Origin of the sequence: Mesorhizobium sp. IMUNJ 23232 (assembly GCF_044326205.1) — a bacterium.
In the GTDB taxonomy this organism is placed as follows: domain Bacteria; phylum Pseudomonadota; class Alphaproteobacteria; order Rhizobiales; family Rhizobiaceae; genus Kumtagia.
This window is the reverse complement of record NZ_JBIRCY010000011.1, coordinates 82,694-103,011: the sequence shown is the minus strand read 5'-3', so window position 1 is coordinate 103,011 and position 20,318 is coordinate 82,694. Positions and strand designations below refer to the sequence as shown.

Below are 20,318 nucleotides of genomic sequence, written 5' to 3'. Positions count from 1 at the left end.
CGGGCCGTTTGCGTCATGCAGGGCCAAGTGTGCGGGGGAAGCGTGCCTTATCCGAGCGATCCGCTTTTCGACGAGCAATGGCATCTCGCATTGATCGGCGACATGTCGACGGTGTGGGACGACTACACAGGCGCCGGCGTCTCGGTCGGCATCTATGACAGCGCCATCCAGTACACTCATCCCGAGCTTGCCGCGAACTACGACCCGAGCAAGCACCTCGTCTTCGAGGGGGAGGTTTACGACGCCGCCTATACCGGCCCCGCCAAGGATGGCAACCCGCACGGCACCGAGCATGGCACCCATGTCGCGGGCGTGATTGCCGCGGCGATGGACGGAAAAGGTTCCGTGGGCGTGGCGCCGGATGCAAGCCTGACCGGCTTCGACATCTTCAATCCCGCTACCGCGCTCTACCTCAACATGGGCACGCAGACCGGCCTCTTCGCGGCGCTCGCCCAAGGCGCGCTACTCGACGTAGTCAACAATAGCTGGACCTTTCGCTCGTCCTTTCATTACACCCACAACATAATCCGGCCTGAGACCGTCGACTCCGTCATCGCAGGAATATGGGAGGATTTAGCCGAGAACGGCCGCGGCGGGCTCGGAACGATCGTCGTCAAGGGATCCGGCAACGACTACTGGAGCGCCCAGAGCATCGGGCTGAACGTCTCGCGGCACGCCATCGTGGTCGGATCGGTCACGGAGGACGGTTTCGCCGCCGACTATTCCAACCACGGCGCCAATGTCCTGGTCTCGGCGCCCGCCGGCTACAACATGGTCACCGTCGACATTCTAGGCGAGGAGGGATGGAACTGGGACGGCGGCGGCGACAACGACTACACCAATCGCTTCGGCGGCACTTCGGGAGCCGCGCCGGTGGTGTCGGGCGTGGCGGCGCTGATGCTGGATGCCAACAAGAATCTGGGCTGGCGGGACGTGCGCGACATTCTCGCGCTGTCGGCGACCCACACGGGCAGCGCCATCGGCGCTGGAAGCACCGGTTTCGAGAACGGCGCCTGGGTGGTCAACGGCGCCGACACCTGGAACGGCGGCGGCCTGCACTTCAACGTCAGTTACGGCTACGGCGTTGTCAACGCCTACAACGCCGTGCGTATGGCCGAGGCGTGGGAACTGTTCGGCGCGCCGCGCACCTCGGCGAACGAGGCTTACACCGAAGTCTCCGGCACCGCCAACCTGGCGATCACCAACCAGCCGTCCACCTACACACTGGCGCTGACCTCAGACCTCATCGTCGAGCGGGTCGACGTCACGCTGCACTTCGTCGATTCCAGCTTTCCGGCGCTGAATGCCGAGCTGATCGGACCCGACGGCTCGGTCCATCCGCTGCTTTATTATGACAGCCCTTCCATCAACTACGGCGGCGTGACCTGGCGGTTCGGCGTCGAGGGGCTGCGCAACGTGGCTGCGCAGGGCGACTGGTCGATCCGGGTCTCGCACAGCTCCGGCAATGCCGGGCAACTCGCGGACGTGACGTTCGGCATCTACGGCCACGCCGGCGGTGCAGACGACGTTTATCATTTCACCGACGAATTCGCTGATATGGCCGCGCTCGATGCGTCGCGCCGACTCGTCTCCGACAGCGATTCGGGCGTGGACTGGCTGAATATGGCCGCGGTCAGCGGCGATATCGTGCTCGATCTGCGCCCGGGAAAATCCTCGACGCTGGACGGCGGGCAGTTCGTCGAAATCTCCGCGGGCACGACAGTCGAGAACGCGGTGACCGGCGACGGCGACGACATCCTCCGCGCCAACGCCGCCGACAATGCGCTGCATGGCGGGCGCGGCAACGACATCTACTACGTCAACGGCGCGGGCGACGGTGTGTTCGAGAAGGCTGGACAGGGCAGCGACCGGGTCGTCGCCAATATCAGTTATGCGCTCGCGCAAGGTTCCGCCGTGGAGGCGCTGCGCACCACGTCGATTGCCGGCCTTGCGGCGATCAACCTTACCGGCAACGCCTTGGCCCAGACGATCATCGGCAATGCCGGCGACAATGTCCTGCACGACGGCGGCAAGGGCGCGGCCGATGTGATGAAGGGGCTTGGCGGCAATGACACGTACCGGGTGTTCAATGCCGGCGATGTGATCGTCGAAGGGGCAGCGGAAGGCACGGCGGATCGGGTGACGGCGGCCGTGGACTATGTGCTGAAAGCCGGAATCGGCGTCGAGATGATGACCACCAACGGCTCCACCGGCACGCGCGCCATCGACCTCACCGGCAATGAATTCGCCCAGACGATTATCGGCAATGCCGGGCAAAACACGCTGAAGGACGGCGGCGGCGCCGGCGACCTGCTGCGCGGCCTGGGCGGCGACGATACCTACCTCGTCTACAGTGCAGCGACGATCATCCTCGAATCCTCCGCGCAGGGCGCCGCCGACCTGGTGATGGCGGCGGTCGACTATGTGCTCGGCGTCGGCGCCCATGTCGAGCGGCTGGCCACCAACGGCACCTCGGGCACCGCCGGTATCGACCTCACCGGCAACGAACTCGCCCAGGAGGTGGTCGGCAACGCCAGCGCCAACATCCTCGACGGAAAGGATGGCGACGATACGCTGAAGGGGCTGTTGGGCAACGACACGCTTACCGGCGGTGCGGGCAAGGACAATTTCACCTTCAACACGGCGCTTGGTGCCACCGCCAACATCGATACGATTACCGACTTCTCGACCGCGGACGACACCATCCAGCTCGACGACGCGATCTTCACCGCCCTGGTCAGGACCGGCGCGCTGCTGTCCGGCTATTTCCGCGCCAACGCCACCGGCACGGCTGAGGACTCCAACGACCACATCGTCTACCAGACCGGCACCGGAAAGCTGTTCTACGACGCGGATGCAAACGGCGCCGGCGCCGCCATCCAGTTCGCCCTGCTCACCAGCAAGCCGGCGATCACGGCGGCGGATTTCCTGGTGATCTGATTTGATGGACGCCCTCGCCGAGGGTGGTCATCTCGCGCCAGTGGGCGGCGCGTTCGCGCTTGGCAGCGGTCGTGTCGATGCGCCAAAAGCGACATCGTCGGATATGTCCGGTCCGTAAGGGTGATTTTCGACCGGATGTCAGGCTATTGTCGGAAAAAAACGGCCGTTGGTCCGCCTTATGGAGGGGTAATGTCATGCTTGTTGGCGCATTTCCTCCCGCCACTCCGCGCAAGCGCTTGATTTCACGCGGTCTTCCAAGCATGACATGGTGCGCGTCAGCATCCGTCCCTATTGTTTTTCCTTGCTTTTTCGCGCCCGCATCGCCGTCGATGACAGGAGCGAGCGCGGCCCGTGGATGAAGGTCCAGGCGGGTGCTTTCATCCGCGCCAGCCTCGGCGCGTCGGCCTCGTCGACCCGCGCATAATCGAAGGTTCTCGCTACGACGGATGACAAAAACGCCAGCGTCGAGCCCGGCCGGTCGACCACAGCTATCGGAAAAGTAAGGACAATTTGCCGCCAGCGCTGCCAGCGGTGGAAGTCCCGCAGATTGTCGGCGCCCATGATCCAGACGAAATCGACGCCCGGATTGCGGGCTTTTATGTAAGCCAGCGTGTCGGCCGTATAACGGAAATTCTGCCTTGCCTCGAACGCCGTCACCTTGACTTTCGGGTTGCCCGCGACCTGTTCGGAACGTTTTATCCGCTCGCCGAGCGGCAGGAGTTCGTTCTTGTTTTTCAATGGGTTGCCGGGCGTCACCATCCACCACAACTGGTCGAGCCCAAGCCTGCGCAGCGCGATCTCGGCGACCAGCGCGTGGCCGGCATGCGGCGGATTGAACGACCCGCCGAACAGGCCCACCTGCATGCCCTTTTCGACATGCGGCATCCGGAGGTAAAAGTCCGCGACCGGCGCTGCGCCCTCGCGGGCAAGATGGCCGGTGGGTGGCGGGGGAGGGCGCGAAGCGATGTTCAATTTGCGTTTGCGGTCAAGGCCTTAGCTGGCCCGTACCGCGCACCCGGTACTTGAACGAGGTAAGCTGCTCGACGCCCACCGGCCCGCGTGCATGCATCTTTCCCGTCGAAATGCCGATCTCGCCGCCGAAGCCGAACTCGCCGCCATCGGCGAATTGGGTCGAGGCATTGTGCAGCAGGATGGCCGAGTCGACCTCGTTGAAGAACCGCTCAACCACCTGATTATCCTCGGCAATTATCGCTTCGGTGTGGTGCGATGACCATTGTTCGATGTGCTCGATCGCCCCGGAAATGCCGTCCACCAGTTTTACCGAAATGATCGCGTCGAGATATTCGGTCGCCCAGTCCTCCTCGGTTGCCGGTTTTGCTGCCGGGTAAAGCGCGCAAGTCTCTGAATCCGCTCGGATTTCGCATCCGGCCTCAGCGAGCGCGGTCAGGATCGGCACAACGCAGGCGTCCGCCATCGCCCGGTCGATCAGCAGCGTTTCCGCCGAGCCGCAGATGCCGGTGCGCCGCATTTTTGCGTTCACAACCAACGGGATAGCCATGTCGAGTTTCGCCGACTTATCGACGTAGACATGGCAAAGTCCTTCGAGATGCGCAAAGACCGGCACCCTGGCTTCAGACTGCATCCGAGCCACAAGGCTCTTGCCGCCGCGCGGCACGATCACGTCGAGGTTTCCGCCAAGCCCCTTCAGCATCTCGCCGACAGCGGCCCGGTCGGTGACCGGCACAAGCTGGATCGCATCCTTCGGCAGGCCGGCCGATTTCAATCCCTCGACCATGGCCGCATGGATCGCCGCGGAAGAGTTCAGCGAATCCGAACCGCCCCGCAAAATCACGGGGTTACCGGCTTTCAGGCAAAGCGCGCCGGCATCGGCCGTCACGTTGGGCCGGCTTTCGTAGATCACGCCAATGACGCCGAGCGGGGTGCGCACACGCTCGATATGCAGCCCGTTCGGCCGGTCCCACTCGGCAATCACGTCGCCAACGGGATCGCGTAAACTGGCAATGGCCCGCACGCCCTCCGCCATCCCGTTCATGCGGGCGGGCGTCAGTTTGAGACGGTCCATCATGGCCGGCGAAAGCTTTGATTCCTCGCCGTTTTTCAGGTCGATGGCGTTGGCGTCGAGGATCTTTTGCTCGTCGCGCAAAATGGCGTCGGCCATGGCGATCAGCGCGTCGTTCTTCTGCTCCGCCGGCGCGAGCGCCAATGGCCGCGCGGCGGCGCGCCCCTTGCGGCCGATCTCGGCCATCGTTTCCTGCACCGATTTGCTGTTGTCCGCCTTGTTCAGCATAACCTTCGTTCCGACAATAAGTTTGGCTGTACCATTTGCCGCATTCGCGGAGCAACGGAATTTCAGTGCTGCGGCATCAGGAGGGCAGGATGTTTACGGCAAAGGTCTTTGTGGCTGCCTTGATAATTTTCTGCGCGTTGACCCAAGCGCGGGCCGGAAGCCCCGACTATTGCGACGACAAAATCGAACTTGGCGAGAGCCCGGACGGCAAGGTCATGATGATGATGTCTATGATGGCGCGGTATCTATTAGCCGAAGAATATTGCGGAGCGAAACCTGAACCGCTGGCGAAAGTGTTCGTTGTCGTCGAACTGGCGCACGGATGCGGCCCTCGGTCCAAACTTGAGGCTGAAGCAGGAGTGAAGGAGGGCCTAATTGCCAACCCTAAGCAGCGGCAAGAAGTCCTCGAACTCGTTTTTCCCGAGATAAAGTCTCATACTAAGCAGGAGGTCGTGGCGATGATGGAGCAAGAGCTTGGGGGATGCTCCGATCTGCTGAATGAGCGTCAAGAGGTCCTGAAAAGATATAACCAATAGGAACGCGGTTTTGTTTGGGAGGAATCTCTCAGATAGATCAATATGCCGCTCCCCGCGTGCCGGCATAGGCGAGGCCGGCGCCGATCAAGACAAGCAGGATGTTGAGCAGGATGCCGACGACCGCGGAAAACCTGCTGTCATCGCGGGCGATGCCGACGAAGCCGAAGACGATGCCGATAACGTGCAGGATCGGCGCGACCAGGAAGTAGACGATACCCAACGCCAGCGCGGCCGCGTTTGCGCTTCCCTCGGAGCCGCCGTCGGAAAGCGCGAAGAAGACGCCGATGGCCGCACCGACCAGCAGCAGCGAGGCCAGCGCGAAAAGGATCGACCAGCGGCCGTAGCGGCGCGGCTGCGCCGGAATGTCGGCCAGCGATGCGTTCCTTCCCCATTGCGGCATCGGTCCCCCCAAAAAGCGCTTCCTAGACGGCAGCCGCCCGCGCCATGGAAATCACCAGATCGTCGCGATGCACCATCGCCGAGCGCGCCTCGTAGCCGAGCCGCTCGGCAATTTCGGCGGTCTTCAGCCCGGCAATGCGCACCGCGTCAGAGGCATCATAGGCGACCAGCCCGCGCGCGATCTCGCGGCCGTCCGGATCGAGGATGGCTACCGTGTCGCCACGCGAAAAAGCGCCGCTCACCAGCTTCACGCCCGCCGGCAGCAGCGATTTTCCCGACATCAGCGCGCCGACCGCGCCGGTATCGATGGTGAGGCGGCCGGCCGGCTCGAGTTGTCCGGCGATCCAGGTCTTGTAGCCCTTCACCGGATTGGCGCTCTGCCGGAAGAAGGTGGCGCGTTCGCCGTGATCGATGGCTTTCAGTGGGTTTTGCCGCGTGCCCGACGTGATGATCATCGCGGTGCCGGCAAGCGTCGCGATCTTGCCGGCGTCGAGTTTTGTGCGCATGCCGCCGCGCGACAATTCGCTGGCCGCGGCGCCCGCCATCGCCTCGATCTCCGGCGTGATGCGGTCGACCACCGGAATGAATTTCGCGTTCGGATCGCGGGCAGGGGGCGCCGTATAGAGTCCGTCAATGTCGGAGAGCAGGACCAGCAGGTCGCCGCCCATCATGGTGGCGACCCGCGCCGCAAGCCGGTCATTGTCGCCGTAGCGTATTTCCGTGGTGGCGACCGTGTCGTTCTCGTTGATGACCGGTATCGCCTTGAATTCCAGGAGCTTCGAGATGGTGGCGCGGGCGTTCAGGTAGCGGCGGCGCTCCTCGGTGTCGCCAAGCGTCAGCAGGATCTGACCTGAGCGCAGGCCATGTCGCCCGAGCGATTCCGACCAAGCGCTGGCCAGCGCGATCTGGCCGACTGCGGCTGCGGCCTGGCTTTCCTCCAGTTTCAGCACGCGCTTTCCCAGCGACAGGATGGTGCGGCCAAGCGCGATAGCGCCCGACGAGACGACCAGGATCTCGGCTCCACCTTTTGCAAGATCGGCGACGTCGTCGGCGAGCGAATCCAGCCAGCCGCGCTTCAGCCCGCTTTCGCGGTCGACCAGCAGTGCCGAGCCGATTTTTACCGTGATGCGGCGGTAGGATTTGAGGGAAAGGGCGGTCATGAAGCCCTCGCCGATTCGCGGAATGCCGACGACGCCATCTGCAAATCTACCCCTGCCACCGCACATCCGACACAGTGGGCGCGCCTGCCTCGCGAGCGCCCTCGATCTCGGCCATCAGCGCCCGTAGCGCCGCCTCGACGCCTTCGCCTGTAACGGATGAAAGGACCAGCGGCGCGCGGCCGGCGGCGCGCTTCAAGGCGGCCACCTTCTTCTTGCGCGTATCCGCATCCAGCGTGTCGGCCTGGCTCAACGCCACGATCTCCGGCTTCTCGGCAAGCCCGTTGCCGTAAGCCTCCAGTTCGCCGCGCACCGTCTTATAGGCTTTTCCAGGATGCTCTTCCTGTGCCGAAACCAGATGCAGCAGAACTCGCGTACGCTCGACATGGCCCAGAAAACGGTCGCCGATGCCGACGCCTTCATGCGCGCCCTCGATCAGGCCGGGAATGTCGGCGATGACGAACTCGCGCGCATCGATGCGGGCGACGCCCAGTCCCGGATGAAGGGTGGTGAAGGGATAGTCGGCGATCTTCGGTTTTGCCGCGGTGACCGCGGCGAGAAAGGTCGACTTGCCGGCATTGGGCATGCCGACCAGGCCGGCGTCGGCGATCAGCTTCAGCCTGAGCCAGATGGTGCGCTCCTCGCCCGGCAGGCCGGGATTGGCGCGGCGTGGCGCCTGGTTGGTCGATGTCTTGAAATGCTGGTTGCCGAAGCCGCCATTGCCGCCCTTGGCGAGCAGGAATTTTTGGCCGACGACGGTCAGGTCGCAGATCAGCGTCTCGTTGTCCTCCTCGAAGACCTGGGTGCCGGCCGGCACCTTCAGCGTCACGTCGGCGCCCTTGGCGCCGGTCATGTTGCGGCCCATGCCATGCACGCCGGTCTTGGCGCGGAAATGCTGCTGGTAGCGATAGTCGATCAGCGTGTTCAGCCCGTCGACGGCTTCCAGCCAGACGTCGCCGCCGCGCCCGCCGTCGCCGCCGTCCGGGCCGCCGAACTCGATGAATTTTTCACGCCGGAACGACAACGCGCCGGCGCCGCCGTCGCCGGAGCGGATGTAGACTTTGGCCTGGTCGAGAAATTTCATCTTGTCTTTCGGTGGCGACTTTCTGTCGGCCTGCTCTATCGCATAGTTTTGGTTGGCGCGAGTGTGGAAACGGCGCTGTACGAGCCGGAAATCCTGGGGCAGTTACTCAATTCCGGGCTTTGCGGCGGCCGCATTCGGCGAAGCCACCCGGAATTGAGTAACTGCCCCAGGATATCGAACTCAGCTCCGCGCCCAGTTCCGCAAACTCGCCCAGGTCCGCCGGTCGAGCCGGTAGCGCTCGATCGGCACCTGGCCGGCGACCTGCGAGTGCATCATGCCCTGGCCGGCATACTGGAAGCCGCATTTGTGGATGACGCGGCGCGACGCAGGATTGATGACCCGGCAGGAGGCATGCAGCACGTTGATGGCGGTAGCGTCGAAGGCGAGGTCGACCAGCGCGTGCGCGGCCTCGGTGGCAAAGCCCTGCCTCCAGAACGGCTCGCCGATCCAGTAGCCCAGCTCCAGCCCGCGGTCGGTGACGTTCAACCCGGCACAGCCGATGAAACTGCCGGTGCCGGCCAGCGTCAGCGCATAGACGGCACCGGCGCGGCGGTTGGCTGCCATGGCAAGGAAGGCGCGGGCCTCGGCCTCACCATAGGGGTGCGGCATGCGCGCCAGCATCTCGGCGACGTGCCGGTTGTCGGCAAGCGCTGCCAACGCCGGAATATCACTGTCGCGTGGCCGGCGTAGCACAAGGCGCTCGGTAACCAGGACGGGGCGGTCTATCGCCAGACTTTCGTCTTCGCGGTCTTCCTTTTCGGCAACCATGTCAGTCCTCCAGGCAAAGAAAAAGGGGAGATGGCGACCCATCTCCCCTGATCCTTTTGCTGGCTGCGCCAGACACCGGTTCCCGAGATGGGGCGCCGGTGTTGTGGTGCGGATCCGGCTATTCCGCGGCTTCGGCGATCGGGTTGACCGATACGTAGGTTCGTCCGTTGGATTTCTTGTTAAAAGCGACCACGCCGGCTTGCAGCGCAAAAAGCGTATGATCGGTGCCCATGCCGACATTGACGCCGGGATGCCACTTGGTGCCGCGCTGACGCACGATGATGTTGCCGGCAATGACGGCCTCGCTGCCGAACTTCTTCACGCCGAGGCGCTTGGATTCCGAATCGCGACCGTTGCGCGTCGAACCGCCAGCCTTTTTGTGTGCCATTTCTAACTCCTTTGCGCCCGTTCGAAGCGCTTGATCTCATTGTAGGGCGCTTCGCGCGCCGCCGAAAGCTCTCTTGGCGATTATTTCGCCAGTTCCTTGGCCTGCTCGCGCCAGTCCTTGATCTGGTCGGCGCTGAAGGGCATGGCCGCGTCGATACGGGCGATGTCCTCGTCGGTGAAGGCGGCGACCTGGGCGAAGGTGGTGATGCCCTGCTCCTTCAACTGGCCGGCGGCGACCGGGCCGATGCCCTTGATCACCACCAGATCGTCCGGCTCGCCGGCCGGAGCCGTGAACAGCGGAACGGCGGTGGCCGCTTGCGGCGCTGCCTTGGCCTGCTTCGAAGGCTTTGCGCCGCCGGTCAGAATCTCGGCGATGCGCACCGTCGTCTCGTGCTGGCGCTGGCCGCGCTTGCGGCGCGAATTCTGGCGACGACGCTTCTTGAAGGCGATGACGGTGGCGGCGCGGCCCTGCTTGAGCACTTCCGCGGTCACCATCGCGCCTTCCACGAAGGGGACACCGAAGGTGGCGCTGTCGCCTTCGCCGAAAGCCAGGACCTGGCCGAATTCCACGATATCGCCGGCATTGCCGTCGAGCTTGTCGATCTTGATGACATCATTGGCGGCAACGCGATACTGCTTGCCACCCGTCTTGATGACTGCGAACATTTTTAGCCTTTCGCTGTTCGGTCCGGCCTTTCGAACGCCGCGAGGCGGTCTGGCCGTCTTTTTATCAGTCTTGAGGGTTCAAACGAAAACCAGCGCGGAGAAGACCCCGCGCCGGAATTGCGCCGTCCGTAACCGAAGCATCGTGCGGAGTCAAGGCGAAGCGGCCAGATTTGGCGTGATGCCGCTTTCGGTCTAGCGTCCTTCGCACACATCTCCTGCGGGGTAGCTGGCGCTTTGGCGCATTCACCCGTTCAAGAGGAAGACGATGCTTGCGGCGCCGACGGCAGCCGAGCGACCTGCCGTCCAGGCTCGCTGCTGCTTCCATTCGGACAGGCTACCGGCGCGCTTTCCCGGGGAGCCGTAAATACTGCGCCGGCTGGCGCGTCCTGTCGCAGATAGGGCCTTGTAACCTTGAATGCCTGCCGTTATCTAGTGCCGCGCCGAAAGGCGGACCACGCCCCGCGGAGAGGTGGCAGAGTGGTTGAATGCACCGCACTCGAAATGCGGTTAGAGCCGTACCGGCCTGTCCCGCCTCATCCTGCCTAGTGCCGTGTTTTCAGTGACTTGGACGATTTATCGACGCTTATGTACCGTCTCGTCCCGTTGCGTGCTACCAAGTTCGGTAGCAAGATGGTAGCAGCGTGTTCTCATGATGTTCAGGCGGTTCCTGACATTCACTCAATCAGGATGTCCGCCTCTTTCGCGGCCTCGGCGAACGCCTTCTGAGCCTTGGCAAGCGCCATGCGGTCATGCGCATTCTCCATGGCCTCCATAACCGCCTCACGTGCCGCGCGTTGCTTTGCGCCTCGCTTCACAGGCCATTTGTGCAAGAGGATGTCGGCGGCTTGGAGGTTGTTGTTCACATGGAGGACCGCCACGCTGTTTCCAAGCATCACTGTCACGGGCTGGTCCCACCAGCCGCGATGTTTTGCCATCAGACTTCCTCATTTTCAGGGATAGGCTCCAAACCCAGCCATTCGGGTGAACGGCCTTTCTGAAGCAGGGCGAGGTCGATCGGGCGCACTTCGTAATAGTTCCCGCCGACACGCACCCGCGCCGACTTCATCTCGCCCTCTGCAAAGCGCTGACTGATTATGCGGACACGCTGACGCTCTTTGAGATCGGCAACAGCGGCACGCTGGCGAAGGTGTTCGGAGATCGAAGGGCGAGTCGATGACGTCCGGCGGATTGCCGGTGCGGACACGCGAATGCCTTCCCCTTTGGCCCACATACGCAACACTCACTCGACTTCGAGCGAATCAATGCGCAAGCAGGTGAGTCGTTGCAGCGTTGATCGAGCCTCACGTTGCCGCTGCCACTGGCTGCAACTTATCACAACTAAAAAGTGCATACATTTAAGAATTCATCCACTCCCTGATAGACTAGCCTGAAATCTGATGAGATATTCCGTTCACTCATTTTGTTTAAGCTTCGACGGCTCGCGTCCGGATCGTATTCAGGCAGCAAGCGCTACGTTGCGCCCACGCTGAGTTGCTCGTCGAGCGATGATTTCGCAATTTTTGAAAATGCAACGGAGGGAAATAGCATGAGGACTTCATCTAAGCTGTTCGCTGGTTGCGGCATTTTGGTCGTCTTGGGTAGCCTCGCACTTGCTGCGCAGGACAAGTATACCGTGCAAGTTCCGGGCGGCCTCGCACTTTCAGAGTGCAGGGGCTATGATGATTGGCCGGCGGTGGCGGTCAGCCATGCTGACTCTGCAATGGGCGATGAATCAGACCCCAACGAAAAAATCAATGTGATCGTCGCCAATACGGTGATGATCGATGCCTACAGGGCAGGCATTCCGGTCAATGGCAAGCCTTTCCCAGACGGCTCGAAGATCGTCAAAATATTGTGGAAGCCGAAGCAGCATCCGCAGGCGCCGTTTGATGTTAAGGTCCCCGACACTTTGGCCAGTGTCGGTTGCATGGTGAAGGACGGCAGCCGTTTCTCCGAAACTGGCGGATGGGGCTATGCGCAGTTTGATTTTGATCCCGCCTCCGACACGTTCGCACCCAATACCGCTTTGCAGGAAAACGACGCCAAGTGCGGTGCAGCTTGCCATCAAGCCGCAGAGGCCACGGATTTCATTTTCACTGCCTATGGCAAAAGGTAGGTCCGAGGCAGGGTCAACAATGCCCCCCACGTCTCCGCAGGCTGGCTAACAGTTGACGCAAAGCACGTTGGTCCTATCTTGCGTGGATGGGCGAGGCGTGGCGGCAGGGGCAGCGAGTGCAAAGAGGAAGGCGTGGACGCCTACTGTCGCGGACTGCCAAGATCCGCGTGCCCGTACGCGGTCGATACTGATGCACGTCGAGACTGGACACGCGGCTGGGATGAGTCCGAAACCGTTGATTTTGAGGACAGTGTTATCTGCCTGGACGACTATAGGAAAAGCCCGGCCACCGCTCGGAAGCCGGGCTGATCAAGTCGCCAACTTGGCGACATGCTAGTGCAGCATTGGCCGCTGCTCCTCCTCGCCGTCCACCGGCGCCCTCACGCTGTCTCCGATGGCCTGGAGCAGCACGCGGTTGTTTGCGTCCAGCACCTCGTTGGCCTGCTTGACGCCCCGCCGGTCGCCGAGCAGGAAGCCGAATGCAAAGGCAATGCCGATGCCGGCGGCGATTGCGAGATAGGTCACGCCGCCACCTCAGCCGCAGGCTCGTCATCGGGGAGCATCGCGTTGAATGCCTCCCATGCTGATTTTTCGCTTCGATGGTTCCCCGGAACGCGCACCCACGCCTCTTGCGCAATCCGTCCCCATTGCGGCCTGTATTCATCAGGATGGACGAACAGCCACGCGGTTCGGCAGATGCAGGTTTTCAGATCGTCGTAAGGAACGTCGACCATCAACACCAGCCATTGCCCTTTCGGCTCGCCGTCGCCGGCAAGGTGTGGGCCAAGGGCGTGCCAGCCGGGCGGAGGCGCGTCGAGATATAGCCGGGCATATTCGAGCGGCTTGGGTTTGTCGCTCATGACACGCCCCCTTCTCGTTCCGGGCTGGTGCGCCCGACTAGCCGCTCCAGTTCGGTCCACGTCGCAATGTTTGGGCGCGCGTCGGGGCTGAATTCGTAAACCCCGTAACCCGTGAGTGCGACGATCTTCGCGGCGAGGTCGACTGCGGTGCTGGCCGGCAACGCTACAATCTGACGCTCAAGCTCAAGCATCCGATCCGTATAGCCGTCCATTTCGTCGTCGGGGCATTCAAGATGGTAGGTGTACCGATAGAGCGCATCCCACTCATCGAAAAGCTTCATGATCGCCAGGGACGGCCCACACACACTGCTGTCCTCGAACCCAATGGGATATTCCCGACTGCCCTTCGGATAGATGCGCGCCACCCATGGCCCGCTACCGCCTAATGCGTCGTTCCAGTCGGCGAGCGCTTGTGACAGTTCCCGCGAGATGCGGATAACGCGGTCTAAGGGATTTGCCTCGACGGTTTCTGCAAGCGAAAAGTTGTCGCTTGCAGAAGCAGCGGCAGGCGTGGCGACGGCCACGGCGAGCGCGGGCGTGCTGGCGAGCATGGCCCGCCGGGTAAGTTGTCCTCCGATAGTCATGTTGGTCTCTCTCGGTTCGAACCGGCTTATCACGGCCGGCGGAGCAAAATTCTGGTGTGGAATTATGCGCCTTTCATCGGTGGCGGACCGACAGCCGGGGGGTGATAACCTGCCGAGAGACAGGCCGAACGATTTTAAGCCTCGCGGCTCTGGACATGGCGTTCGCCCCCGGCCATATTGGTCGGGTCGCGCGACCGCCAAGTCGCACGTTCATTCAACCGCTGCCCAACGCTGCCAGGCGCCAGGGCAATTCCTGCCAGGGAATATGCGGTCTATCTCGGTCCGGGTTATCACGCCCACGGACATGCTGTTCCTGTTCGCTGAAAACGTCAAGCACCTTCCCCTAAGGGGAAGATGGCTTGTGCGATCGGTACCAGGTAAAGCGGGACGGGCGCGAAGGCGCTTCCGAGCTGCGTCGAACGCTCAGACTGGCGAATAGATCATGACACGGGGAATTCCGAAGATCAGGAAACGGCCTGACCCAGACTTATGGTTAGAGGTCGAGCTGACGCGATGGGAGTGGGAATATTATCTCTCGGTGCCCCTGTTTGAAGGGACAGAACCGGCTTCAGAAGATGACGGGCTTTCCTTATTTGGGACGACGCTGCTAAAGCCAGCGACAGCCCCTTTAGATATAACGGTACGGTGCTTGACGGTGCCTCCACCAAAATTGCAATTGGAGCACGTTGGTGAACTATGGCGGATCAAAGGTGGTTTTGAAGGCGTCATCGTCGTGCCGAACACCGTGATGCATACGGTCGTTTCGATGTTCTCAGGGGATCATTACCGACAGCTTGATTTGGCGCTTTCGAGGGTCGGCCGGCGGCAATACTTCATCTCTAGCTATCATTTTCGGCACGGACGGCCCAGGCCAGTCGCGATGAAGGATGGGAACTGAACCTAGCCCTTGACCAATGCCATCCCATGACCCGAAAGCTGGATATTTCTGCTCGCCAAGTAACAGCAATCTGCAAAGGCGCTGCGAAAGCCGGGTTTGTCGCTGAGATCAAGATTGGTGAAGTGGTGGTGCGTTTGGTTCCTGACGACGGCCCCCTTTCCCGAGAACACGTGCCCGAATTCGACGACGGACTTTATCAGGAAAGTTTGCATGAACTAAAGAAGGCTCAGGGGATGGATGAGCCGTTGAGCAGATATGAGGAGCAAGTCCTCAGCTTCATTGCAGCAAACGAAGGCAAGCGCTTTTCCATAAATGAAGTTAGGGGAGCTGGTCCAACCACGACCGAGCGACTTCGCAAACGTGGCTTTGTTGAGTTTAGCTATCGGACACACGAACCCATGCGGATTGACGAGATATGGGCGACTGAAGCGGCTGTGAGATTCTTACGGATGCAACAGCGCCACTATAAGCGCTTCATCGTTCTGTAAGAGGGAATCAACATGGCTCGACAAGGGCCATCATCTCGCCTGTTCACCCGGCGGCCAGAGCGGAGCAGACGGAACCTCCGTCGAACCTGACAGTTCTTCCCGGTCTCAGGAGGAACACGATGTCAGATGACCCCCGTAAGCAGGACAACCGCGACCGATCGCAGGTGGCAGGCGATCAGGAGTGGGAGGTTGGCTATGTCGCAAGTAAGTTCGGCCTTTCCACCGACCAGGTGCGCGACCTGATTGAGCGTTTCGGCAACGACCGTGACGTGATCGAGCGCGAGGCAGAGAAGCTCAAGGCCCAAACGAGCAGGCCGGGGGCATGAACGCCCAGGCCGATATCGTGCGAGAAGTGGAACGGAGCCTGCGCCTGTTGGGCGTTACAAACGCCGAGATCGCGGCTATGGACACCACCACCCCGCAGACACTCTACCAAGTGATTGAGCGAGCCGGCGGCAAGTCTGATGTCCTCCGTTTCATCGGCAGCTATCGAGACAATGATGAGCGACGAAGACGTACTGGACGGCCTGAAGCACTGGAACGATTTGTTCGAAGACCTCACTCTTCACGAAGACCCGACGCCGAGCCGCCGCGGAGTTTACCCTCGCGGAAACTCTTGACGGTGGCGTGACGAAGCTTTTGTTCGCCCTTGAGGAACTTGACGCGGGCCACCAGGCCGGGCTTTACCCACTCGGCTTTTTCCTTCGCCAGCCCCTTCGGCGGCGTCGCGCCGGCTTTGGCTTGCACCCTATCCCATAGGCGCTTGCGAATGCCCTGGGGCAGGGTGACGAAGGCCCCGCCCACATACTTGCCGGCACCATCCGCCATCAATGCCATTGCCGGCTTGCCGCGCTCTCGCTGGACGCCGACGATTTTGAAATCGCCTTCATCGTAGCACTTCACCTTGAGCCAGGACGTGACCCTGCCGCTTTCATAGGGCGAGCCCATGCGCTTGGAGACCATGCCCTCCAAACCTTGCCCGTCGATCGCGCGATAGACCTGTTCGGCTGTGCCCTCGACCGCCGCGCTGAATTGAAACCGCCCGCCCGTGTCGCTTTCTTCGATCAGGTCAGCGAGCAGCGCACGCCGGTCCTCCACGGCCATGCCGCGCAGATCGTGGCCGCTCAGGTGAAGGAGATCGAAAGCGATGAATACGAGTTTGCCGGGCTCCCGCGTGATTGCGCTCCGCAGTGCCTTGAAGTTCGGCTTTCCCAGCAGATCGAAGACGATGATCTCGCCGTCGATGATAGCGTCGACCGCGTCGATGCCGGCGGCAGCCTTGATCAGGGGCGCGTACTTGGCCGACCAATCGAACCCGTTCCGAGTGAAAATGCGCGTCTTGTCGAATTCCTTGACGAGCTGAGACCGGTAGCCGTCAAATTTGACTTCCCGAATCCAATCGTCACCCTCCGGAGCATCATCAACGAGAGTTGGCAACATGGGCTCAATGAAGCTGAGCCCGGACGCGGAACGCTTACGCACACCGAGAGTCTAGGAGCAAAAATAATTTAGGCTAGGTGAACGGAAGGTGATTCAGGCGCGGGAAAAGTGGCCGGAAAAGTGTGGTTAGCCTATATTTAGTGTTTACGGTCGACAATAAGGGCCATACTCCCGAGTGCAGCCGAGTCTTTTATTCCAAAAATGGCCGGCTATGCGCAGAAAAGTTGCGCGTCCCACTTGATCGAATCGGATCGTCCACCGATATGATCGAGGTTTACCGAACGTTAAGGACGGTGAAATGGAGCGGCCCGGTCGATGTTTGCAGCATCGCCGGGCCAGTAGTTACCACCTCGCGGTGGGCGTGATCACGTCTCGGTACATGTGGGAAGTACACCTCCCATGTCAAGGGCTAAGTGCCACCCCTACCGCATAGACCATTGGCCCAAGGAGGGCCACTACTATGCAACAGCACTTTGACCTCATACCCCACAAGGCACAGGGGACCATCATCTACCAACGCCCGGAAGACGGGTACATCAACGCCACGGCCATGTGCCAGGCCTCGGGAAAGCTCTGGGCCGACTACGGCAGGTTGCGGACTACAGCAGCCTTCCTACAGGCCCTGAGTACCGAAATGGGGATTCCCATAACGGACCTAGCTCAGGTGGTGAGGGGTGGCGACCCCCGCCTACAAGGAACGTGGGTACACCCCCACGTAGCTATCCACCTTGCTCAGTGGTGTTCGGCCGAGTTCGCCGTCAAGCTCAGCCAATGGGTGTACGAGTGGATGTCCGGCAAGGGCAGGCCGGCTAGGGCGGAGATGCCATACCATCTAAGGCGATACGTGGCGAACCATCAGAACGTCCCGGCGGGCCACTTCTCCATCCTGACAGAGCTAACCCAGGCACTGATCGCGCCGCTTGAAATCATGGGCTACACCCTTCCAGAGCACATGGTGCCCGACATCTCTCATGGCCTTATGTTCTGCAAGTGGCTGCGCTCCAAGGGCGTGGATACCGATACCCTTCCCAAATACTGGCACACATACGAGGACGGCCGTCGCATCCAGGCGAAGGCATATCCCGAGAGGCTACTTGCCGATTGGCGAAGGCATTTCCGCGAGGAGTGGCTTCCCCATCGGGCAATTGCCTACTTCCAGGGCCGTGACAACGCAGCGCTGGAGTTCCTTCCGAAATTGCTGCCGAAGCCGGCAGCAGCCTAAACATAGGAGAGAGAGATATGGCGAAAACCCCAAAGAACCACGGAAAGCCATGGTCATCTGCCCAGGAGCAGAAGCTTCAGGAACTCGCGAGGGGGAACACCCCGACACGGGTTATCGCCCTGAAGCTTCAACGAACCCCGGACGCGGTCTATGCGAAGGCGAGTGAGACCGGCGTGTCGCTGAAGCCTACGAACCAAAGCCCGTACGGTAAAAAATAATCACGCCGCATAAAAGTCAGCCCCGAGGCCGGAGCTTCGGGGCTGACTATCAACGACGCGCCACCATCCGGAACCTCCCCGCCCGCTCCGTAGTTTTCCTCCGGTATCGGAGGTGCTGCATGCCCCGCTACTTTTTCGACGTGTTTGACGGGGAGGCTATCTCCCACGACGATATCGGCATTGATCTCGACCACGAGGACATGGTGGCAGATCATGCAGTCGCAGCCCTGCCCGAGATCGCCCATGACGAGCTTCCGGACGGGACGCAGCGCGACTTTTGGGTGAAGGTGCGCCCCGAGAGCGGTGACTATATTTTCACCGCCGATCTGAAATTCAAGGCGGACTGGCTCAAAAACAAAAACCCCGCCTGGGAGACGGGGTCAGGAGGTGCGTAATGGGTAGGCGGAAGAAATCCAGTGCCGAACTTAGCGTAGGTAGCAGCGCGCGTCACGCACAAATTTTCACCAGCGCCGCATCCTCATGCGTATATGATGCCGACAATGACGACGACGCTTCTCCTCAAATGGCGGGAGACATGGCCCGGCGAGGGCCACCAAGATTTCAGTGCCCGTGATCGCAGGAGGAAGGGCGAGGTCGTCAGGCGCATCTATGATGCTCTGCGGCAGCGGCTGTCTTGCGGATAACCATTCATTTACCGGTCCATAGATTGCCCCTACGCTGGCAGGTGCAATCGATATAGTCATGATGGACGCTTGGGTGAGGCATTCGATTTCCTCCGACAAGGGCAACTGAAGGGAGGCTGACCTGGCCAATTACTTCTTCTCCGTCGACGGACCGGAAACCGGCACAGTTGGCCCCGGCGAGCAAGCCGTGGTAGGCAATCTTGCCTTTTTCGACACAGACGACACGGTTTCCGGCGTGCCGGGCTCGTCTCTTCTCGGTTTTGCAATCGTCGGGGATATCGTCCTGAACCTCACCGGCTATGCCGGCATCACCGGCTTCTCCACCGTTTCGCCGCAGGCCATCGGAGGCGCGGTCAATATGACCGTCGGCCAGGACTTCTACACCTCCAACAGTTCCGGCGGGTCGATGTCTTTCCTTGCGCTGGGCAACACTGTCGTATTGGACGCGAGCGCCCTCGACGCAAGCGGCGTCGTCTTGCTGCAATCCTTTGGCAGCGGAAACGACGTGCTGACCGGTGGCGCGGGCAACGACAACCTGGTGGGCGCCGGCGGCGCCGACCAACTCAATGGGGGCGCCGGCATCGACGCGGTGCGCTACGACCTTTCGTCTGCCGGCGTGACGGTCAACCTGGCGACCGGCATCGGTGCGGGCGGCGACGCGCAGGGCGACACCTTCAGCAACGTGGAAGCCGCGACCGGATCAGGCTTCGCAGACACGCTGACCGGTGGGGCGGGGAGCGACTTCCTCGTCGGCTTAGGCGGTAACGATCTGCTCACCGGCGGCGCCGGAGCCGACTGGCTTCAGGGCGAAGACGGCATCGACTGGGCGAGCTATCGCGGATCCAGCGCCGGCGTCGTGGTCGATCTCACTTCCGGCACCGCCACCGGCGGGGATGCCGGCGGCGACACTCTGACCAGCATCGAGAACCTGATGGGATCGAGTTTCGTCGACGTGCTGACCGGCAACGCCGGCGACAACGTCCTCAACGACGGCGGCGTCGGTGGCGCCGACACGCTGACCGGCGGCGGCGGCAACGACACCTATTCGGTCTACAATGCCGGAGCGGTGATCGTCGAAATCGGCGGCGAAGGCAACGACCGCGTCAGCGCCGGCGTGAGCTATGTGCTGGCCGACGGCGTCAGCGTCGAATATCTGAACACCACCTCGCTCAACGCCTCCTATGCGGTCGACCTCACCGGCAACGGCCTTGCCCAGCTGGTGCGCGGCAATGCGGGCGCCAATGTGCTCGACGGCGCCGGCGGCAACGACGTCCTGTTCGGCATGGGCGGGGCCGACGTCTTCAGCTTCTCCACCGCGCTCGGCGCCGGCAACGTCGACCGGATCGGCGACTTCAGTGTGACGGACGACCAGATCCAGCTCGACAGCGCGATCTTCACCGCACTCGGGGCAGGCCCGCTCGACGGCTCGGCGTTCAAGGACAATTTCCTTGCGCCGAGAGATGCCGACGACCGCATCTTCTACAATTCAAACACCGGCTCGCTGTTCTACGACGCCGATGGTTCCGGCAGCGGCTTCGCTGCCGTCAAGTTCGCGGTTCTCGCCACCGGCCTCAGCCTCAGCGCCGCCGACTTCAGCGTCATCTAGCGCTAAAGGTGAACAGGGGCGGGCGATGCTGATACG

23 protein-coding genes are annotated in these 20,318 nt (G+C 61.8%); 9 read left to right on the top strand and 14 right to left on the bottom strand.

Annotated elements, in window-relative coordinates:
* Positions 1–42: 42 nt before the first annotated feature.
* Entirely contained in the window at positions 43–2,940 is a 2,898-nt protein-coding gene (locus ACH196_RS10845) for a S8 family serine peptidase (protein ID WP_396646902.1), read from the top strand.
* Between the two features lie 288 nt (positions 2,941–3,228).
* Here the strand turns inward: ACH196_RS10845 and ACH196_RS10840 are convergent, their stop codons facing one another.
* Positions 3,229–3,825, bottom strand: a complete 597-nt coding sequence (locus ACH196_RS10840) for a nicotinate-nucleotide adenylyltransferase (protein WP_396646964.1) — start codon at positions 3,823–3,825, stop codon at positions 3,229–3,231.
* Between the two features lie 100 nt (positions 3,826–3,925).
* Positions 3,926–5,209, bottom strand: coding sequence for a glutamate-5-semialdehyde dehydrogenase (locus tag ACH196_RS10835; protein ID WP_396646901.1), 1,284 nt, complete (start codon positions 5,207–5,209; stop codon positions 3,926–3,928).
* 89 nt (positions 5,210–5,298) lie between these two features.
* Here ACH196_RS10835 and ACH196_RS10830 point away from each other — a divergent pair, with 89 nt between their 5' ends.
* Positions 5,299–5,745, top strand: coding sequence for a hypothetical protein (locus tag ACH196_RS10830; protein ID WP_396646900.1), 447 nt, complete (start codon positions 5,299–5,301; stop codon positions 5,743–5,745).
* Between the two features lie 37 nt (positions 5,746–5,782).
* Here ACH196_RS10830 and ACH196_RS10825 read toward each other — a convergent pair whose 3' ends face one another.
* From ACH196_RS10825 to ACH196_RS10790, 8 genes are all read right to left on the bottom strand, one after another.
* Complete coding sequence (locus ACH196_RS10825; RefSeq protein ID WP_396646899.1) at positions 5,783–6,145, bottom strand: hypothetical protein; 363 nt, start codon at positions 6,143–6,145, stop codon at positions 5,783–5,785.
* Positions 6,146–6,167: 22 nt separating this feature from the next.
* Positions 6,168–7,304 (bottom strand): glutamate 5-kinase, encoded by a 1,137-nt coding sequence (gene proB / locus ACH196_RS10820; protein ID WP_396646898.1) that lies wholly within the window; start codon positions 7,302–7,304, stop codon positions 6,168–6,170.
* A gap of 46 nt (positions 7,305–7,350) precedes the next feature.
* Positions 7,351–8,385: a GTPase ObgE gene (gene obgE / locus ACH196_RS10815; protein WP_396646897.1), complete on the bottom strand. Its 1,035-nt coding sequence runs from the start codon at positions 8,383–8,385 to the stop codon at positions 7,351–7,353.
* A 180-nt stretch (positions 8,386–8,565) separates the two neighbouring features.
* Positions 8,566–9,153, bottom strand: coding sequence for a GNAT family N-acetyltransferase (locus ACH196_RS10810; protein WP_396646896.1), 588 nt, complete (start codon positions 9,151–9,153; stop codon positions 8,566–8,568).
* Between the two features lie 118 nt (positions 9,154–9,271).
* Complete coding sequence (gene rpmA, locus ACH196_RS10805) at positions 9,272–9,541, bottom strand: 50S ribosomal protein L27 (protein ID WP_396646895.1); 270 nt, start codon at positions 9,539–9,541, stop codon at positions 9,272–9,274.
* A gap of 80 nt (positions 9,542–9,621) precedes the next feature.
* Positions 9,622–10,206 (bottom strand): 50S ribosomal protein L21, encoded by a 585-nt coding sequence (gene rplU / locus ACH196_RS10800; protein ID WP_396646894.1) that lies wholly within the window; start codon positions 10,204–10,206, stop codon positions 9,622–9,624.
* Between the two features lie 674 nt (positions 10,207–10,880).
* Positions 10,881–11,141 (bottom strand): DUF982 domain-containing protein, encoded by a 261-nt coding sequence (locus ACH196_RS10795; protein ID WP_396646893.1) that lies wholly within the window; start codon positions 11,139–11,141, stop codon positions 10,881–10,883.
* A complete protein-coding gene (locus ACH196_RS10790; protein WP_396646892.1) occupies positions 11,141–11,410 on the bottom strand; it encodes a hypothetical protein in 270 nt (89 codons plus the stop codon). The genes ACH196_RS10795 and ACH196_RS10790 overlap by 1 nt, the downstream gene beginning before the upstream one ends.
* A gap of 342 nt (positions 11,411–11,752) precedes the next feature.
* Between ACH196_RS10790 and ACH196_RS10785 the strand changes: the two genes are divergently transcribed.
* Both ACH196_RS10785 and ACH196_RS10780 read left to right on the top strand, forming a co-directional pair.
* On the top strand, positions 11,753–12,322 hold the full coding sequence (locus ACH196_RS10785) for a cytochrome P460 family protein (RefSeq protein ID WP_396646891.1): 570 nt from the start codon (positions 11,753–11,755) through the stop codon (positions 12,320–12,322).
* Positions 12,323–12,454: 132 nt separating this feature from the next.
* A complete protein-coding gene (locus ACH196_RS10780; protein ID WP_396646890.1) occupies positions 12,455–12,631 on the top strand; it encodes an Rmf/CrpP family protein in 177 nt (58 codons plus the stop codon).
* 24 nt (positions 12,632–12,655) lie between these two features.
* Here the strand turns inward: ACH196_RS10780 and ACH196_RS10775 are convergent, their stop codons facing one another.
* From ACH196_RS10775 to ACH196_RS10765, 3 genes are read right to left on the bottom strand one after another with little or no spacing between them, the layout of a single operon-like run.
* Positions 12,656–12,847, bottom strand: a complete 192-nt coding sequence (locus tag ACH196_RS10775) for a hypothetical protein (RefSeq protein WP_396646889.1) — start codon at positions 12,845–12,847, stop codon at positions 12,656–12,658.
* Positions 12,844–13,182 (bottom strand): hypothetical protein, encoded by a 339-nt coding sequence (locus ACH196_RS10770; RefSeq protein WP_396646888.1) that lies wholly within the window; start codon positions 13,180–13,182, stop codon positions 12,844–12,846. Before ACH196_RS10770 ends, ACH196_RS10775 begins: the two co-directional genes overlap by 4 nt.
* Complete coding sequence (locus tag ACH196_RS10765) at positions 13,179–13,766, bottom strand: hypothetical protein (RefSeq protein ID WP_396646887.1); 588 nt, start codon at positions 13,764–13,766, stop codon at positions 13,179–13,181. The genes ACH196_RS10770 and ACH196_RS10765 overlap by 4 nt, the downstream gene beginning before the upstream one ends.
* 924 nt (positions 13,767–14,690) lie before the next feature.
* Between ACH196_RS10765 and ACH196_RS10760 the strand changes: the two genes are divergently transcribed.
* Both ACH196_RS10760 and ACH196_RS10755 read left to right on the top strand, forming a co-directional pair.
* A complete protein-coding gene (locus ACH196_RS10760) occupies positions 14,691–15,152 on the top strand; it encodes a hypothetical protein (protein WP_396646886.1) in 462 nt (153 codons plus the stop codon).
* Positions 15,153–15,271: 119 nt separating this feature from the next.
* A complete protein-coding gene (locus ACH196_RS10755) occupies positions 15,272–15,478 on the top strand; it encodes a DUF3606 domain-containing protein (RefSeq protein WP_396646885.1) in 207 nt (68 codons plus the stop codon).
* A gap of 232 nt (positions 15,479–15,710) precedes the next feature.
* On the opposite strand, the gene ACH196_RS10750 is transcribed toward ACH196_RS10755, so the two are convergent.
* Entirely contained in the window at positions 15,711–16,634 is a 924-nt protein-coding gene (locus ACH196_RS10750) for an ATP-dependent DNA ligase (RefSeq protein WP_396646884.1), read from the bottom strand.
* Positions 16,635–17,052: 418 nt separating this feature from the next.
* Between ACH196_RS10750 and ACH196_RS10745 the strand changes: the two genes are divergently transcribed.
* From ACH196_RS10745 to ACH196_RS10735, 3 genes are all read left to right on the top strand, one after another.
* Positions 17,053–17,814, top strand: coding sequence for a KilA-N domain-containing protein (locus ACH196_RS10745; RefSeq protein WP_396646883.1), 762 nt, complete (start codon positions 17,053–17,055; stop codon positions 17,812–17,814).
* A 337-nt stretch (positions 17,815–18,151) separates the two neighbouring features.
* Entirely contained in the window at positions 18,152–18,427 is a 276-nt protein-coding gene (locus ACH196_RS10740; protein ID WP_396646882.1) for a DUF6894 family protein, read from the top strand.
* Positions 18,428–18,863: 436 nt separating this feature from the next.
* Positions 18,864–20,282, top strand: a complete 1,419-nt coding sequence (locus ACH196_RS10735) for a calcium-binding protein (protein ID WP_396646881.1) — start codon at positions 18,864–18,866, stop codon at positions 20,280–20,282.
* Positions 20,283–20,318: the final 36 nt, after the last annotated feature.

Coding starts and splice junctions, on each gene's coding strand:
- ACH196_RS10840 (WP_396646964.1), bottom strand. CDS start 3,825: ATGCCGCATGTCGAAAAGGGCATGCAGGTGGGCCTGTTCGGCGGGTCG.
- ACH196_RS10835 (WP_396646901.1), bottom strand. CDS start 5,209: ATGCTGAACAAGGCGGACAACAGCAAATCGGTGCAGGAAACGATGGCC.
- ACH196_RS10830 (WP_396646900.1), top strand. CDS start 5,299: ATGTTTACGGCAAAGGTCTTTGTGGCTGCCTTGATAATTTTCTGCGCG.
- ACH196_RS10825 (WP_396646899.1), bottom strand. CDS start 6,145: ATGCCGCAATGGGGAAGGAACGCATCGCTGGCCGACATTCCGGCGCAG.
- proB (WP_396646898.1), bottom strand. CDS start 7,304: ATGACCGCCCTTTCCCTCAAATCCTACCGCCGCATCACGGTAAAAATC.
- obgE (WP_396646897.1), bottom strand. CDS start 8,385: ATGAAATTTCTCGACCAGGCCAAAGTCTACATCCGCTCCGGCGACGGC.
- ACH196_RS10810 (WP_396646896.1), bottom strand. CDS start 9,153: ATGGTTGCCGAAAAGGAAGACCGCGAAGACGAAAGTCTGGCGATAGAC.
- rpmA (WP_396646895.1), bottom strand. CDS start 9,541: ATGGCACACAAAAAGGCTGGCGGTTCGACGCGCAACGGTCGCGATTCG.
- rplU (WP_396646894.1), bottom strand. CDS start 10,206: ATGTTCGCAGTCATCAAGACGGGTGGCAAGCAGTATCGCGTTGCCGCC.
- ACH196_RS10795 (WP_396646893.1), bottom strand. CDS start 11,141: ATGGCAAAACATCGCGGCTGGTGGGACCAGCCCGTGACAGTGATGCTT.
- ACH196_RS10785 (WP_396646891.1), top strand. CDS start 11,753: ATGAGGACTTCATCTAAGCTGTTCGCTGGTTGCGGCATTTTGGTCGTC.
- ACH196_RS10770 (WP_396646888.1), bottom strand. CDS start 13,182: ATGAGCGACAAACCCAAGCCGCTCGAATATGCCCGGCTATATCTCGAC.
- ACH196_RS10765 (WP_396646887.1), bottom strand. CDS start 13,766: ATGACTATCGGAGGACAACTTACCCGGCGGGCCATGCTCGCCAGCACG.
- ACH196_RS10760 (WP_396646886.1), top strand. CDS start 14,691: ATGACCCGAAAGCTGGATATTTCTGCTCGCCAAGTAACAGCAATCTGC.
- ACH196_RS10755 (WP_396646885.1), top strand. CDS start 15,272: ATGTCAGATGACCCCCGTAAGCAGGACAACCGCGACCGATCGCAGGTG.
- ACH196_RS10745 (WP_396646883.1), top strand. CDS start 17,053: ATGCAACAGCACTTTGACCTCATACCCCACAAGGCACAGGGGACCATC.
- ACH196_RS10740 (WP_396646882.1), top strand. CDS start 18,152: ATGCCCCGCTACTTTTTCGACGTGTTTGACGGGGAGGCTATCTCCCAC.